Here is a 14,878-nt window from a genome sequence, read left to right on the forward strand (position 1 = left end):
ATGAAGATCTCTTTCACCGCACGTTTACTCGTTACGGCCCTCTCCGTTGCCGCGCTCTCCTCCGCAGCCCACGCCGATGACCTGAATCTTAAAACCATGATCCCAGGCGCGCCGCAGATTGACGCCGAATCCTGGGTACTTATCGATTACAATTCAGGCAAAGTGCTGGCGGAAAATAACGCCGATTCCCGCCGCGACCCGGCGAGTCTGACCAAAATGATGACCAGCTACGTCATTGGTCAGGCAATGAAAGCGGGTAAATTCAAAGAGTCCGATCTGGTCACCGTGGGCAACGACGCATGGGCAACCGGTAACCCGGTATTTAAAGGCTCCTCCCTGATGTTCCTCAAGCCAGGAATGCAGGTGCCGGTTTCTCAGCTGATTCGCGGTATCAACCTGCAGTCAGGCAACGACGCCTGCGTCGCGATGGCGGACTTCGTTGCCGGTAGCCAGGACGCTTTCGTCAGCCTGATGAACAGCTACGTCAACGCCCTTGGCCTGAAAAACAGCCACTTCCAGACCGTTCATGGCCTGGATGCCGAAGGTCAGTACAGCTCCGCGCGCGATATGGCGCTGATTGGCCAGGCGCTGATCCGCGACGTGCCGAACGAATACACCATCTACAAAGAAAAAGAGTTCACCTTTAACGGCATCCGCCAGCTCAACCGTAACGGGCTGCTGTGGGATAACAGCCTCAACGTCGACGGCATTAAAACCGGCCACACGGATAAAGCGGGCTATAACCTCGTCGCCTCGGCAACCGAAGGCCAGATGCGCCTGATCTCCGCCGTGATGGGGGGTCGCACCTATAAAGGTCGTGAATCCGAAAGCAAAAAGCTGCTGACCTGGGGCTTCCGCTTCTTTGAAACCGTCAATCCGCTGAAAGCGGGCAAAGAGTTCTCCTCCGAGCCGGCCTGGTTTGGCGATAGCGATCGCGCATCGCTGGGCGTCGATAAAGACGTGTATCTGACCATTCCCCGCGGCCGCATGAAAGATCTGAAGGCCAGCTACGTGCTGAACAATACCGAACTGCACGCACCGCTGCAGAAAAACCAGGTTGTCGGCACCATTAACTTCCAGCTGGACGGCAAAACTATCGATCAGCGCCCGCTGGTGGTGCTGCAGGAGATCCCGGAAGGTAATTTCTTCGGCAAAATGATTGATTACATTAAGTTAATGTTCCACCACTGGTTTGGTTAAAAATCGAACGCTTGAAAGTGTGATTTACATCCCCATATACTAACTATCAAAGTAACCTGATAACTCCCACATCTTGTGGGAGTTATTATTTTTTGTCGTAACACCGGAGCTGACATGAAAACCAAACTTAACGAACTGCTTGAATTCCCTACTCCATTTACTTACAAAGTAATGGGGCAGGCGTTGCCTGAGCTGGTTGATCAGGTGGTGGAAGTGGTACAGCGCCATGCGCCTGGTGATTACTCTCCGCAGGTAAAGCCGAGCAGCAAAGGTAACTACCACTCGGTTTCTATCACCATCAACGCCACCCATATCGAGCAGGTAGAAACCCTGTACGAAGAGCTGGGTAATATTGAGATCGTCCGGATGGTGCTGTAACCCATTCTGCTACCCGGCCTCGCGCCGGGTCATCCCCTTCCCCGCTGTGATATACTCGCTGCCTTAAATCACTTCTCTGTGCGGAGACGTTGTTTTGCAGCACAATAAAATCCTCATTCGCCAACTCGGCCTGCAACCTTACGCCCCTGTCTCGCAGGCAATGCACGACTTTACCGACTCGCGCGATGAAACAACCCTCGATGAAATCTGGCTGGTTGAACATCATCCGGTCTTTACCCAGGGCCAGGCGGGAAAAGCGGAGCACGTTCTGGTAGCGGGCGATATTCCTGTCATTCAAAGCGATCGCGGCGGCCAGGTGACCTACCACGGACCGGGGCAGCAGGTGATGTATGTCCTGCTCAATCTCAAACGCCGCAAGCTTGGCGTACGCGAGCTGGTGACGCTCCTGGAGCAGACCGTGGTCAACACTCTGGCGGAGTATGCTATTGAGTCGCACCCGCGCGCCGATGCGCCCGGCGTTTACGTCGGTGAGCAAAAGATCTGCTCGCTGGGCCTGCGCATTCGCAAAGGGTGCTCGTTCCATGGCCTGGCGCTCAATATCGCGATGGACCTTTCGCCGTTCCTGCGGATTAATCCCTGCGGCTACGCCGGAATGGAGATGGCGCAAATGCGCCAGTGGCAGCCCGAAGCGGCGCCGCAAATTGTCGCACCACGGCTGGTTGCCAACCTGCTGGCGCTGCTCGACAACCCGCCGCACGAGTTCATTTCCGCAGAGTAAATTCGGGCGTCCCGGCTTCCCGGGGCGCCGTTTTTGCGCCTGGCTTTCGTTAAGCCATTCTATTTGCAATTAATTGCCACAAACGGCGGCGTCGCTGACCGCTATACTTGCGCTATTCGCTATGACAGGAGGCGCAGAGTGGAAAAAAATCATCCGCAACCGGAACTCACCGAACGGCTCGACGATCGCCACGATCGCCAGGTATTCCGCATTCTGCGTAATATTAACCTCAATTTACTAACGATTTTCGAAGCCGTGTACGTCCACAAGGGCATCGTGAATGCGGCTAAGGTGCTGAATATCACCCCTTCGGCTATTAGCCAGTCGATTAACAAGCTCCGCGCGCTTTTTCCCGACCCGCTGTTTATTCGCAAGGGCCAGGGCGTGACGCCGACCGCCTACGCGACGCACCTCCATCAGTACATCAGTCAGGGAATGGAGGCCTTCCTCAGCGCGCTGGATTTAACCGGCAGCCCGCATCAGCAGCGGGTCATCACCATCGCCACCTCGCCCACCGTCGGCGCGCTGGTCATGCCGACGATTGCGCAGGCGCTGAAGCCTCGCTTCCCGCAGGTGCTGCTGCACAATATCGCCATTACCGATGCCCCCAGCCAGCTTAACCAGCGTCAGGTGGATCTGCTGATCGACAGCTACGCGCACAGCGGCCAGTCGATCGTGCACCACGTTCTGTTCCAGGATCGGGTGATGATGTACTGCCGCGAGGCGCATCCGGCGCTGGCTATGCCGCACAGCGAAGAGCACCTTCGTCAGTACGAGTTTGCCCTGCTGCTGCCCGAGGGCCAGCGCTATCCGGCGCTGCACCGTCGGCTGCAGGAGCAGCTAGGGGAGCGGCGCTGCGGCTTTAGCAGCTACAACCTGTTAACTCAGGCCGCGCTGGTGAGCGCCAGCGATATGCTTGGGCTGATGCCGAACCGGATGTTTTCGCTGTTGGCCAAAACCTGGCCGCTGGCGGCGCTGGACTACCCGCCTCTCGCCGATGAAACCATCGACATTTCGCTGCATTACAACAAGCTCAGCGCCCAGGAACCGCTGCTCAATGAGGTGATTGAGGCGGTTCGCCAGGCTTTTTAAGCTATACCGCACGTGAGGGAAAGCATAAAACAACAACTATTTTACAATTTGCCGAACAGGCAGGCTGCTTTCTGGTCCGTATCAATGGTATACTGCCTATCCTTGATTCAAAAATAGTTGATAAATACAACATTTACTTGAATTAATTCGTTTTCCTTCGTACTCGCAACTGGAACACGCACGCTATGAGTAAACCCATTGTGATGGAACGCGGTGTTAAATATCGCGACGCCGATAAAATGGCCCTTATCCCGGTGAAAAACGTGGCAACTGAGCGTGAAGCTCTGCTCAGAAAACCGGAATGGATGAAAATCAAACTTCCGGCTGACTCGTCCCGTATCCAGGGTATCAAAGCAGCGATGCGTAAGAACGGTTTGCACTCCGTGTGCGAAGAAGCTTCTTGCCCGAATCTTGCGGAATGCTTCAACCACGGAACGGCAACCTTTATGATCCTCGGTGCTATCTGCACCCGCCGCTGCCCGTTCTGCGATGTCGCCCACGGTCGTCCGGTGACGCCGGATGCTAATGAACCGCAGAAGCTCGCGCAAACCATCGCCGACATGGGCCTGAAGTACGTCGTTGTCACCTCTGTCGACCGCGATGACCTTCGCGACGGCGGTGCTCAGCATTTCGCCGACTGCATCAGCGCCATCCGTGAGAAAAGCCCGTCGATTAAGATTGAAACCCTGGTTCCGGACTTCCGCGGCCGTATGGATCGCGCGCTGGATATCCTCAAGGTTACGCCGCCGGACGTCTTTAACCACAACCTGGAAAACGTGCCGCGTCTCTATCGCCAGGTACGCCCGGGCGCCGATTACAACTGGTCGTTAAAGCTGCTGGAAAGCTTCAAAGAAGCGCATCCGGAGATCCCAACCAAATCGGGTCTGATGGTCGGCCTCGGTGAAACCAACGCTGAAATCGTCGAAGTTATGCGCGATCTGCGTCGCCACGGCGTGACGATGCTGACCCTCGGTCAGTACCTGCAGCCGAGCCGTCACCACCTGCCGGTACAGCGCTATGTTAGCCCGGATGAGTTCGAAGAGATGAAAGCCGAAGCGATGGCCATGGGCTTCACCCATGCCGCCTGTGGCCCGTTCGTCCGCTCGTCCTATCATGCCGACCTGCAGGCCAAAGGGATGGAAGTGAAGTAGTTCACGCCGTCCTCGACCGCTGCGCGTTTCCCGCGTGCGGCGGTCAGCTCTCCTTGCGCTACCTCATCTTTTGCCCCCAATAAATCCGCCAGCGCGGTTACAGTCGGTTGCATTTTTTTTGCCAATGACCTTGCAGGATACAAAAAGAGGCCGCAACGATAATCGCTGCGGCCTCTTATCCGTGCAGGCCGATAGCCTGCCGGCAGCCTGCTCCCGCTGTCGGGGAGCAGGCGTTTAATTACTCTTTATGAGAGAGCTTCTGTGCCGGAGTTTCTTCTTCCGCACTGGTTTTCTTCGCGCTATCGTCGTCGTCGTTCATGGCCTTCTTAAAGCCTTTGATAGCCGAACCCAGGTCTCCACCCAGCGTACGTAGTTTTTTGGTACCAAACACTAAAATAATCAGTGCTGCGACAACCAGCAGTTTGGTAATACTAATCTCACCCATAGCTAACCTTCTTCTCTAAAACAATCTGCGAATACGCCATCATACACGCGAACAATTAACGGCTATTTGACGCGCGGACACAATAGCAATCTGTAACAAGGTGAATCAAGCTCTGTTTAAAAAAACGTCACAATAATTGCGGTGGCGCAAAGCGGCGGTTCTGCAGCACCGGTAAGCGCTCGCGCACCTGGCGTAGATAATCCACGGAAACGTCGGCAAAAATCATCTGCGGCCGATCCGCCGCACCGGCCAGCGTCGTGCCGAGGGGATCGATAATTCGGCTCTGGCCGATATTACGGTTGCCGCACTCTCCTGCCGCCACGATATAGCAGGTCGTGTCCAGCGCGCGGGCGGCCAGCAGCGTCGCCCAGTGATGCTCCTTCATCGGCCCTCTCACCCAAGCGGTGGGGAGAACAAGGATCTCGGCGCCGCTCAGCGCAAGGCTTAACGCCAGCTCCGGGAAGCGCAAATCATAGCAGGTCATCAGGCCAACCCGAACCCCGTCGACGTCAATCAGCGCCGGGATCTGCAGGCCGGCATCAACGCGCCGTGACTCCTGTATATTAAACGCATCGTATAAGTGTAGCTTCTGGTATTGTGCGATAACCTCGCCGCGGCGTATCGCCACCAGCGTATTAGCCGCGCGTCCCTCGCCGGAAGGCACGTGAATCGTCAGCACGGTGGTTAAGCCGTTATTACGGCTCTCCTCGCGCAGTAGCCCCAGGAAGCCGCCATCTATCTCCTGCGCCGATTTAACCGAGAGATCCGGGTCGCTATCGTCGCGCGCCAGCAGCGCCTCGGGCAGCACCAGCAGCGACGCGCCCTGCTCAGCGGCCTGGGCCATCAGCGCTACGCAGGTCTGCGCATTCGCCCGCCAGTCAGGGGTGACGGCAAATTGTCCAGCAGCAACCAGCATCTTAATCTCCCGTTCGCGAATTCATAGCCAGCGACGCATTTTGCGCGCTACACTCATTCCCCAGTATTAACCAAATAGCAGGGAATGAGAGTGTCACAACTACTTTTAGCCGTTTTTGTTGGCGGCGGTACCGGCAGCGTATTGCGCTGGTGGCTGGGAATGAAGTTTAACCCCCTGCACCATGCCATTCCGATTGGCACGCTAACGGCCAACCTGCTGGGCGCATTTATCATTGGCGCCGGCCTGGCCTGGTTTAACCGTCTGAGCGATATCGACCCGATGTGGAAGCTGCTCATCACCACCGGCTTTTGCGGCGGATTGACGACCTTCTCCACCTTCTCAGCGGAAGTGGTGTTTCTGCTGCAGCAGGGGCGCTTCAGCTGGGCCCTGCTCAATATTCTGGTCAACCTGCTGGGCTCATTCGCCATGACGGCGGCGGCGTTCTGGCTCTTTTCGCATACCGCCAGCCGTTAAAAACAGGCAAAAAAAAACCCGCTAAGCGCGGGTTTTTATATTCTACTGACGCGTTGCTTAGATAGCGTTTACGTTTGCAGCAGAAGGGCCTTTGGCACCGTTAGTGATTTCGAACTCTACACGCTGACCTTCAGCCAGAGTTTTGAAACCGTTGGACTGGATTGCAGAGAAATGTACGAATACATCTTTGCTGCCATCTTCCGGAGTAATGAAACCGAATCCTTTGGACTCATTAAACCACTTAACGTTACCTTTAATCTTAGACATCAAAATTACCTTTATATGAAAAAAAGACACTGATACTGTGTCGCGATCCAGTACATCAATTGTGGTGCCTTTTGTCCAGTCGAACTTTGCTAAAAAGTGACAAAAGTCGCTATCTTTTTTAGTGGTTGCGCTTTAGTTATTGTTTTTCCACATAACATAATGCTCAGCTCTTTTATCACTAAGCTATTGCGGATTAAAACTGAAAGCGGGCCCAGGCAAAGTAAACGTTACCGTTGTTATAGGTACCGGGGATGTAGGTCATCTGGAACGTCGCCGGGCCGTAGCCGATAGACGCCATCGGCAGTACCACCGGCAGCGGAATATAGTGCCAGTTATCGCGCGCGGTTACCCCGAGCGTATAGCCGAGCCCAAGATGAAAGTTATCGTCGGCCAGCGGACGCCAGGTTTTCTCCCAGCCGTAGCCCGCGATAGGTTCCCACTTGTTAAATGAGTCCTTAAACGCCATCAGGTAGAGGCCGTGCCAGTTACCTTTATCATCCCAGCGCGACACGCCGAAACCGGCCCCCCAGGGACGCTCGTTATACTCATCGGTCTTTTCTTTGTCATAGGCAAAACGGGCGTGCCAGGTGATCGCGGGAACATACAGGTCGTAGTGTTCTGGCTCCTGCCAGGTCTCAGCAACGTTATCGCTTAAGGTGTTATAGCCATCGCGAATCGTCGAGCTGAATGACGCATTTGCTATCCCGCTGGAGAGCAGCAGCCCGGAAAAACTGAGCAAAAACAGTACAACATAACCTAGTCTAAACACTTCTCAATTACCAATATCGATTTTAAAGCGGAATAAAGTAGCAAATATAATCTTAATATAACCTTAACGAAATACGGCAAAGTCTTGATTTACCGCCCACGAAATCGCAACAACCCTGCCTGTCGACTTTGTGATAGCGCCCGCGCGCCGGCCGCTGATTAGGTAATTCTCATCGGTTTATTGATTTGCATCAGCATGTTTCGTCGATTTATTCGGCACATTCCCTCCCTTAATTTTTGTACAATCATATTTATCAGCAGATTCTTTGGGTTAATGGTTCAGGGGTAAAATAATGCTTACGCTAGTTGAGATCCTTATTGGGGTCGTGGTCATTGTGGGCGTCGCCCGCTATATCATCAAAGGGTATTCCGCCACCGGCGTGCTCTTTGTTGGCGGTCTGACGCTGCTTATCGTCAGCGCGCTGATGGGACATAAAATTTTACCCGGCGAGGCGAAAAGCACGGGCTATTCCGCGACCGACATCATCGAATACATCAAAATTCTGCTGATGAGCCGCGGCGGCGACCTCGGCATGATGATCATGATGCTCTGCGGATTTGCCACCTACATGACGCATATCGGCGCCAACGATATGGTGGTCAAACTGGCCTCAAAGCCCCTGCGCTACATTAACTCTCCCTACCTGCTGATGATCGCCGCCTATTTTGTCGCCTGCCTGATGTCGCTGGCCGTCTCTTCGGCGACCGGACTCGGCGTCCTGCTGATGGCAACGCTGTTCCCGGTGATGGTCAACGTTGGGATCAGCCGCGGCGCAGCGGCGGCCATTTGCGCCTCCCCGGCGGCCATTATCCTCTCCCCGACCTCCGGCGATGTCGTTCTCGCGGCGAAGGCCGCCGAAATGCCGCTCATCGATTTTGCCTTTAAGACCACGCTGCCGATCTCCATCGCGGCGATTGTCGCCATGGCGATTGCCCACTTTTTCTGGCAGCGCTATCTGGATAAGAAAGAGAACGTCTCCCACGAAATGCTCGACGTGAACGAGATAACCACCACCGCCCCCTCCTTCTATGCCATTCTGCCCTTCACGCCCATTATCGGCGTGCTGATCTTCGACGGGAAATGGGGCCCGGAGCTGCATATTATTGCCATCCTGGTGATGTGCATGCTGCTGGCTGCGGTGCTGGAATTCTGCCGCGGCTTTAACACCAAAAACGTCTTCAGCGGGCTGGAAGCCGCCTATCGCGGGATGGCCGACGCCTTTGCCGGCGTGGTCATGCTGCTGGTCGCCGCCGGCGTGTTTGCCCAGGGCCTGAGCACCATCGGCTTTATCAATAGCCTGATTTCGATTGCGACCTCGTTTGGCTCAGCCAGCATCATTCTGATGCTGGTGCTGGTGGTGCTGACGATGCTGGCTGCCATGACGACCGGTTCGGGCAACGCCCCGTTTTACGCCTTCGTTGAGATGATCCCCAAGCTGGCGCACTCGTCGGGTATTAACCCGGCCTATCTGTCGATCCCGATGCTGCAGGCATCCAACCTCGGCCGGACCATTTCCCCGGTATCGGGCGTGGTGGTTGCCGTGGCCGGGATGGCAAAAATCTCGCCGTTTGAGGTGGTGAAGCGGACCTCGGTACCGGTTCTTGTCGGCCTGCTGGTGGTGATTATCGCCACCGAAATTCTGGTGCCCGGAAGCACCGTTCAATAAACGTGAAAAGGCGCCAGCAGGCGCCTTTTTTATGCTTTAATAATTCGAGGAACTCATTACCATCCACTATCAGGAATAAAAATGTTCAGGAAGGATTTCGTCGCCATTGCCCTCTTGCTAACGGCAACTCAGGTCGGCGCTGAACCGCTCACCGCAACGCAATACGGCGATTTCGACCGCTACGTACTGGCCTTATCCTGGCAAACCGGTTTCTGCCAGAGCATGCATGACCGCAACCGCGGCGAACCGGAAGAGTGCCGCCTGCAGCAGGAAATGGCCAACAAAACCGATTATCTCACCGTACACGGCCTGTGGCCGGGTCTGCCGAAATCCATCGCCGCTCGCGGCGTGGACGATCGCCGCTGGATGCGTTATGGCTGCGCCACGCGCCCGATCCCCAATATGCCGGAGGTCAAAGCCGGGCGGAAATGCCAGGCTGCGGAAACCGGCCTGTCGCTGGAGATGGCCAATAAGCTCAACGGCGTGATGCCCGGCTCCGGCGGCAACTCCTGCCTTGAGCGCTACGAGTACGCGAAACACGGCGTCTGTTTTGGCTTCGATCCTGACAGCTACTTCGGCACCATGGTCCGCCTCGGCGGCGAGGTGAAGCACAGCGCCATCGGGGCATTCCTCGCGAAGCACTACGGACAGAGCGTCAGCCGCGACGACTTCGATGCAGCCATCGCCGAGGCCTGGGGGAAACAGAGCGTTAAGGCCTTCAAGCTGACCTGCAGCGGCAATCCGGCCTATTTAACCGAAATACAAATAGCCATCAAGGCCACGGCCATCAATACGCCGCTCTCCGCCGATGCCTTCCTGCCCCAGCCCCATCCGGGCAACTGCGGCAAGCAGTTTGTGGTGGATAAGGTTGGCAGCTAATCATGCGGCGGCGTCAGCCGCCGCAGGGACTTCATTCGCGAATAAACGCCAGTAAATCCTGATTAATCTGATGCTTGTGGGTCGTACAAATCCCGTGCGACCCGCCTTTGTAGACGGTTAATCTGGCGTCAGGCAATATTTGCGCCGCCGCTTTACCGCAGGTTTCGAAAGGCACGATCTGGTCGTCATCGCCGTGGATAACCAGGGTTGGAATGGTCATCTTACGCAGGTCCTCGCGCAGATCGGTTTCCGAGAAGGCTTTGATACAGTCATAAAGCGCTTTAATCGACCCCTGCAGCCCCTGTTCGACGAACCCTTCGCGTACCGCTTTTGACTCTTTGGCCCCGTCGCGGTTGTAGCCGTAGAACGCGGCGGTCAGCTCATAGAAGAACGCTCCGCGGTCCTCGATAACCCCCTCCCTGATGCTGTCAAACACCTCCTTCGGCACGCCGTCCGGGTTGAAATCCGTGCGGATCATTATCGGCGTCACGGCGCTGATAAGCACCGCTTTGGCCACCCTTTCGGTCCCGTGGCGCCCAATATAGCGCGCCACCTCGCCACCGCCGGTGGAGTGGCCCACGTGCACCGCATCGCGCAGGTCAAGATGCGCCGTCAGCTGAGCCAGATCGTCAGCATAGGTATCCATGTTGTGGCCGTCCCAGGGCTGGGCCGATCGACCATGGCCGCGGCGATCGTGGGCGATCGCCCGAAACCCGTTATCAGCCAGAAACAGCATCTGGTCTTCAAAAGCGTCAGCCGTTAGCGGCCAGCCGTGGCTAAAAACAACCGGCTGCCCGCTCCCCCAGTCTTTGAAATACAGATAGCTGCCGTCATTAAGAGTAAGTTTGTCAAAACCGCTCATAGAGTCTCCTGCATGTAGTGGAAGGGACGTGCCTGATACCGCCTAAAAAGGATAAGACAATTTTTCCTGCTGTGACGGCAGTGGCATAAATTTCATATGGCTCCTTTGGCGATCGTTGCTGAATGTGCGTTTAATCACTTCAAACCGCCGACAAGTCTCAGTATGATGGGAAGACATTAACCCTTGCCATTTTCGGCGAGGGTTTTCTTTTACGGACAGGTTCCTGGATAACATGGAGTATGCAATGACCAGACCCACAATCATCATTAATGAGCTCGATGCCGAACGCATCGACAGGCTGCTCGAGCAGCCGGCGTTCGCCAGTTCTCCGGTTGCCGATGCGCTAAACGACGAGCTGGATCGCGCGCAAATGCTGGCGCCAGAAGCGATGCCGCATGATGTTGTCAGCATGAACAGCACCGTCAGATTCCGTGATTTGTCCAACGGCGAAGAGCGCGTGCGCACCCTGGTTTTCCCCTCCCAGGTCACCGATAGCGCCACCCAGCTTTCGGTACTCGCCCCCGTCGGTGCTGCACTGCTCGGCCTGAAGGTCGGCAGCGCCATTCACTGGGAATTACCGGGCGGCGCCTCTGCGCACCTCGAAGTCCTCGAGCTGCTGTACCAGCCGGAAGCCGCGGGTGAATTTCACCGCTAACTCTCCCGCCGCCTGAGGCGTTCTGCGCTTTATCAGAGGGTGTCTTCGCATCCTCTTTCTGCCCTCCCCGCCCTGACAAACTTTTACGCCTCCCTGAACCCGATCTGACAGTTTTGCGACCTGAATGGCACAATGTATTTGTATAATATGTTGATATAGAAACAGTCGAACAAGGAGGAATGCATATGTATAAAACAATCATTATGCCGGTTGACGTTTTTGAGATGGAGTTAAGCGACAAAGCCGTCCGCCACGCGGAGTTTTTGGCTCAGCAGGACGGAATTATTCACCTGCTCCACGTATTGCCAGGCTCATCCAGCTTCACTATGAGCCGATTCACCGCCGACCTGCGCCGCTTTGAAGAGCATCTGCAGCATGAAGCGGAAACGCGGCTAACCACCATGGCCGGGCACTTCAGCATCGATCCCTCACGCATTAAAAAGCACGTACGCTTCGGCAACGTGCGGGATATGGTTAACGAGCTGGCCAACGAAATTAAAGCCGACGTGGTGGTCATTGGCTCACGCAATCCGTCTATCAGCACCCATCTGCTCGGTTCTAACGCCTCGAGCGTTATTCGCCACGCGCATATTCCGGTAATGGTTGTCCGATAAGCGGGATACGCCGCTTCGCCTGCGACGACGTGTAGAAAGGCGATAAAAAAGAGGCTACCCAAGGGTAGCCTCTTTGCTGTGCAGGTCGGTCTTACTTTCTTTTATTATGCGGTTTTGGTACGAATCAGATAATCGAACGAGCTCAGAGACGCTTTTGCCCCTTCGCCGGCGGCGATAATAATCTGCTTGTACGGTACGGTGGTGCAGTCGCCCGCGGCAAACACGCCCTTGACGTTAGTTTCGCACTTCGCATCGATGATAATTTCACCCATCCGGTTACGCTCAATCGCGCCTTCCAGCCAGGTGGTATTAGGCAGCAGGCCAATCTGTACGAAGATCCCCGCCAGCTCGACGTGATGCTCATCACCGCTCAGCCGATCGCGATACTGCAGTCCGGTCACCTTACTGCCATCACCGACCACTTCCGTCGTCTGCGCGTTAAGAATAATGTCGACGTTTTTCAGGCTGCGTACTTTGTCCTGCAGCACCTGATCCGCCTTCATTTCAGGGGCAAATTCCAGCAGCGTCACGTGTTCAACCACGCCCGCCAGATCGATTGCCGCCTCGACGCCGGAGTTGCCGCCGCCGATCACCGCCACGCGCTTGCCTTTAAACAGCGGGCCGTCGCAGTGCGGGCAATAGGTCACCCCTTTCGTCCGGTACTGGTCTTCACCCGGCACGTTCATGTTGCGCCATTTAGCGCCGGTGGCGATGATGATACTGCGCGCCTTCAGCACCGCGCCGGAGGCGGTTTCAATCTGATGCAGGCCGCCTTCTACCGCCGCCGGAACCAGTTTCGACGCGCTCTGAGAGTCAATGACGTCCACATCATATTCACTGACGTGAGCCTTCAGCGCCCCGGCCAGCTTCTGACCTTCAGTTTTCGGTACCGAAATGTAGTTTTCGATATCCACGGTATCCAGCACCTGGCCGCCGAAGCGTTCGCCCATCAGGCCGGTACGAATCCCTTTACGCGCCGAGTAAACCGCCGCCGCCGCGCCGGACGGGCCGGAGCCGACGATCAGCACGTCGTAAGCGTCGCGCTTGTTCAGCTCTTCCGCGGCACGTTTCTCCGCGCCGGTGTCAACTTTCGCGACGATCTCCGCCAGCGTCATGCGCCCCTGGCCAAACTCCTTCCCGTTGACAAAGACCGCCGGAACGCCCATCACGTTACGATCGGTAATCTCATTCTGGAACGTCCCGCCGTCAATCGCCGTATGCTTAATACGCGGGTTCAGCACCGCCATCAGGTTCAGCGCCTGCACCACGTCCGGGCAGTTATGGCAGGTGAGCGAGTAGTAGGTTTCAAACTCAAAACCACCGTCGAGGTCGCGGATCTGTTCCAGCAGGGCCTGGGCCTCTTTCGACGGATGGCCGCCGGTCCAAAGCAGCGCCAGAACCAGAGAGGTAAACTCGTGCCCCAGCGGAGAGCCGGCAAAGCGCGGCCCCTGGGTAGAACCTGGGTTCGTAATCAGGAAAGACGGTTTGCGCACGGCGAGCGTGTTGTCTTCTTTAAAGGTCACTTTCTCAGACAGCTCGGCGATTTCTGCCAGCAGTTCTTTGATTTCTGCCGATTTAGCGCTGTCGTCCAGCGTCGCAATCAGTTCAACGGGCTTAGTCAGTTTCTCAAGGTAGGCCCTGAGCTGGGTTTTCATGGTTGCTTCGAGCATCTCGTATCCCTCTCTTAAAACGTCATCATGCAAGCGGCCTCGCGGCTGCCTGAATGCGGCTTGCATCATGGGGTTTGGAAGAAAAACGGGCGTAATAAAACACCCGTTATTCGGTATCAATTTCCCCTGAATTTCACGTCAGGGCAAGGCGGCTAGCCTGGGAATCCCCGGGAGCTTACATAAATAAGTAACCGGGGTGAGCAGGTGTCGCCAACGCCGCCATGGCGTGAAAGACATGGAAATTTTAGATTTTGCCGACCAGGTCCAGAGACGGAGCCAGAGTCGCATCGCCTTCTTTCCATTTCGCCGGGCAAACTTCGCCTGGGTGGGAAGCAACGTACTGCGCCGCTTTGATTTTACGCAGCAGGTCAGACGCATCGCGGCCGATACCTTCAGCGGTAACTTCGATAGCCTGAATGATGCCCTGCGGGTCAACGATAAAGGTGCCGCGGTCGGCCAGGCCTTCGTCTTCACGCATGTTTTCGAAGTTACGGGTCAGGGCGCCAGTCGGGTCACCAATCATCGCATACTTGATTTTAGCGATGGTGTCAGAGCTGCTGTGCCATGCTTTGTGAGTAAAGTGGGTATCGGTGGAAACAGAGTAGACGTCTACGCCCAGCTTCTGCAGCTCTTCGTGATGGTCAGCAACGTCACCCAGTTCAGTCGGGCATACGAAGGTGAAGTCAGCCGGATAGAAGAAGAAAACGCTCCAGCGGCCTTCGGTGTCTTTCTCGGTTACTTCGATGAATTCACCGTTTTTGAACGCCTGGTTTTTGAAAGGTTTGATTTTAGTGTTAATTAAGGACATCTATACTTCCTCCGTGTTTTCGTTGAGGTCTAAGGTAACGAATTTTTCCTGACCCGACCAATGCGTTTGCATTATCAAATCAATAAGCAATATCTAACAACCGCAACAAGACAACTTTGTGAACCCGTCGGGACAAGTCGCGCAATCGGCGATACTCGCCAGGCCGATAAAGTAAAAAGGCCGCCCTTTCAGGCGGCCCTATTACCTGAAATACCCGAGGGTAGATTCAGGGCCAGGCAGGCTGGCTATGCGTTGCGCTCTACATTACCTTAATGTAACAGCATGGGCGATTA

General features: G+C 55.6%; 17 protein-coding genes. 10 read left to right on the forward strand and 7 right to left on the reverse strand.

Going from position 1 to position 14,878, the window contains the following annotated elements:
- From dacA to lipA, 5 genes are all read left to right on the forward strand, one after another.
- On the forward strand, positions 1 to 1,200 hold the full coding sequence (gene dacA, locus M2416_RS04385; protein ID WP_041144577.1) for a D-alanyl-D-alanine carboxypeptidase DacA: 1,200 nt from the start codon (positions 1 to 3) through the stop codon (positions 1,198 to 1,200).
- Positions 1,201 to 1,314: 114 nt separating this feature from the next.
- On the forward strand, positions 1,315 to 1,578 hold the full coding sequence (ybeD, locus tag M2416_RS04390) for a DUF493 family protein YbeD (RefSeq protein ID WP_041144576.1): 264 nt from the start codon (positions 1,315 to 1,317) through the stop codon (positions 1,576 to 1,578).
- A gap of 94 nt (positions 1,579 to 1,672) precedes the next feature.
- Entirely contained in the window at positions 1,673 to 2,317 is a 645-nt protein-coding gene (gene lipB, locus M2416_RS04395; RefSeq protein ID WP_237372851.1) for a lipoyl(octanoyl) transferase LipB, read from the forward strand.
- Between the two features lie 138 nt (positions 2,318 to 2,455).
- Positions 2,456 to 3,409, forward strand: coding sequence for a YbeF family transcriptional regulator (locus tag M2416_RS04400; RefSeq protein ID WP_259222320.1), 954 nt, complete (start codon positions 2,456 to 2,458; stop codon positions 3,407 to 3,409).
- A gap of 185 nt (positions 3,410 to 3,594) precedes the next feature.
- Complete coding sequence (gene lipA, locus M2416_RS04405) at positions 3,595 to 4,560, forward strand: lipoyl synthase (RefSeq protein ID WP_041144573.1); 966 nt, start codon at positions 3,595 to 3,597, stop codon at positions 4,558 to 4,560.
- A 238-nt stretch (positions 4,561 to 4,798) separates the two neighbouring features.
- On the opposite strand, the gene tatE is transcribed toward lipA, so the two are convergent.
- Entirely contained in the window at positions 4,799 to 5,005 is a 207-nt protein-coding gene (gene tatE, locus M2416_RS04410) for a twin-arginine translocase subunit TatE (protein ID WP_041144572.1), read from the reverse strand.
- Positions 5,006 to 5,132: 127 nt separating this feature from the next.
- Entirely contained in the window at positions 5,133 to 5,921 is a 789-nt protein-coding gene (locus M2416_RS04415; protein ID WP_076944923.1) for a deaminated glutathione amidase, read from the reverse strand.
- 90 nt (positions 5,922 to 6,011) lie between these two features.
- Between M2416_RS04415 and crcB the strand changes: the two genes are divergently transcribed.
- On the forward strand, positions 6,012 to 6,395 hold the full coding sequence (gene crcB, locus M2416_RS04420) for a fluoride efflux transporter CrcB (protein ID WP_041144570.1): 384 nt from the start codon (positions 6,012 to 6,014) through the stop codon (positions 6,393 to 6,395).
- Between the two features lie 57 nt (positions 6,396 to 6,452).
- On the opposite strand, the gene cspE is transcribed toward crcB, so the two are convergent.
- Both cspE and pagP read right to left on the reverse strand, forming a co-directional pair.
- Positions 6,453 to 6,662, reverse strand: coding sequence for a transcription antiterminator/RNA stability regulator CspE (cspE, locus tag M2416_RS04425; RefSeq protein WP_004859511.1), 210 nt, complete (start codon positions 6,660 to 6,662; stop codon positions 6,453 to 6,455).
- Positions 6,663 to 6,855: 193 nt separating this feature from the next.
- The gene (pagP, locus tag M2416_RS04430) at positions 6,856 to 7,431 is read right to left on the reverse strand and encodes a lipid IV(A) palmitoyltransferase PagP (protein ID WP_374761781.1); all 576 of its coding nucleotides are present in this window, start codon (positions 7,429 to 7,431) and stop codon (positions 6,856 to 6,858) included.
- A 292-nt stretch (positions 7,432 to 7,723) separates the two neighbouring features.
- Between pagP and dcuC the strand changes: the two genes are divergently transcribed.
- Both dcuC and rna read left to right on the forward strand, forming a co-directional pair.
- The gene (dcuC, locus tag M2416_RS04435) at positions 7,724 to 9,097 is read left to right on the forward strand and encodes an anaerobic C4-dicarboxylate transporter DcuC (protein ID WP_259222324.1); all 1,374 of its coding nucleotides are present in this window, start codon (positions 7,724 to 7,726) and stop codon (positions 9,095 to 9,097) included.
- A gap of 81 nt (positions 9,098 to 9,178) precedes the next feature.
- On the forward strand, positions 9,179 to 9,976 hold the full coding sequence (rna, locus tag M2416_RS04440; RefSeq protein WP_076944920.1) for a ribonuclease I: 798 nt from the start codon (positions 9,179 to 9,181) through the stop codon (positions 9,974 to 9,976).
- Positions 9,977 to 10,007: 31 nt separating this feature from the next.
- Here rna and M2416_RS04445 read toward each other — a convergent pair whose 3' ends face one another.
- The gene (locus M2416_RS04445; protein WP_259222325.1) at positions 10,008 to 10,838 is read right to left on the reverse strand and encodes an alpha/beta fold hydrolase; all 831 of its coding nucleotides are present in this window, start codon (positions 10,836 to 10,838) and stop codon (positions 10,008 to 10,010) included.
- Between the two features lie 244 nt (positions 10,839 to 11,082).
- Between M2416_RS04445 and rnk the strand changes: the two genes are divergently transcribed.
- Together rnk and uspG are read left to right on the forward strand one after the other, a co-directional pair.
- A complete protein-coding gene (rnk, locus tag M2416_RS04450) occupies positions 11,083 to 11,493 on the forward strand; it encodes a nucleoside diphosphate kinase regulator (RefSeq protein WP_041144565.1) in 411 nt (136 codons plus the stop codon).
- A gap of 185 nt (positions 11,494 to 11,678) precedes the next feature.
- Positions 11,679 to 12,107: a universal stress protein UspG gene (gene uspG, locus M2416_RS04455; RefSeq protein ID WP_041144564.1), complete on the forward strand. Its 429-nt coding sequence runs from the start codon at positions 11,679 to 11,681 to the stop codon at positions 12,105 to 12,107.
- Between the two features lie 104 nt (positions 12,108 to 12,211).
- Here the strand turns inward: uspG and ahpF are convergent, their stop codons facing one another.
- Positions 12,212 to 13,777, reverse strand: coding sequence for an alkyl hydroperoxide reductase subunit F (gene ahpF / locus M2416_RS04460; RefSeq protein ID WP_259222328.1), 1,566 nt, complete (start codon positions 13,775 to 13,777; stop codon positions 12,212 to 12,214).
- A 244-nt stretch (positions 13,778 to 14,021) separates the two neighbouring features.
- Entirely contained in the window at positions 14,022 to 14,585 is a 564-nt protein-coding gene (gene ahpC, locus M2416_RS04465; RefSeq protein ID WP_045854446.1) for an alkyl hydroperoxide reductase subunit C, read from the reverse strand.
- Positions 14,586 to 14,878: the final 293 nt, after the last annotated feature.

The sequence above is a fragment of the Klebsiella sp. BIGb0132 genome (genome assembly GCF_024810075.1).
Lineage (GTDB): Bacteria > Pseudomonadota > Gammaproteobacteria > Enterobacterales > Enterobacteriaceae > Klebsiella > Klebsiella terrigena.

Bases quoted from the DNA above. Each gene is read 5' to 3' on its own strand.
- M2416_RS04445 (WP_259222325.1), bottom strand. From the start codon at position 10,838: ATGAGCGGTTTTGACAAACTTACTCTTAATGACGGCAGCTATCTGTAT.
- ahpC (WP_045854446.1), bottom strand. From the start codon at position 14,585: ATGTCCTTAATTAACACTAAAATCAAACCTTTCAAAAACCAGGCGTTC.
- ahpF (WP_259222328.1), bottom strand. From the start codon at position 13,777: ATGCTCGAAGCAACCATGAAAACCCAGCTCAGGGCCTACCTTGAGAAA.
- dcuC (WP_259222324.1), top strand. From the start codon at position 7,724: ATGCTTACGCTAGTTGAGATCCTTATTGGGGTCGTGGTCATTGTGGGC.
- ybeD (WP_041144576.1), top strand. From the start codon at position 1,315: ATGAAAACCAAACTTAACGAACTGCTTGAATTCCCTACTCCATTTACT.
- lipA (WP_041144573.1), top strand. From the start codon at position 3,595: ATGAGTAAACCCATTGTGATGGAACGCGGTGTTAAATATCGCGACGCC.
- rnk (WP_041144565.1), top strand. From the start codon at position 11,083: ATGACCAGACCCACAATCATCATTAATGAGCTCGATGCCGAACGCATC.
- tatE (WP_041144572.1), bottom strand. From the start codon at position 5,005: ATGGGTGAGATTAGTATTACCAAACTGCTGGTTGTCGCAGCACTGATT.
- cspE (WP_004859511.1), bottom strand. From the start codon at position 6,662: ATGTCTAAGATTAAAGGTAACGTTAAGTGGTTTAATGAGTCCAAAGGA.
- rna (WP_076944920.1), top strand. From the start codon at position 9,179: ATGTTCAGGAAGGATTTCGTCGCCATTGCCCTCTTGCTAACGGCAACT.
- dacA (WP_041144577.1), top strand. From the start codon at position 1: ATGAAGATCTCTTTCACCGCACGTTTACTCGTTACGGCCCTCTCCGTT.
- M2416_RS04415 (WP_076944923.1), bottom strand. From the start codon at position 5,921: ATGCTGGTTGCTGCTGGACAATTTGCCGTCACCCCTGACTGGCGGGCG.
- uspG (WP_041144564.1), top strand. From the start codon at position 11,679: ATGTATAAAACAATCATTATGCCGGTTGACGTTTTTGAGATGGAGTTA.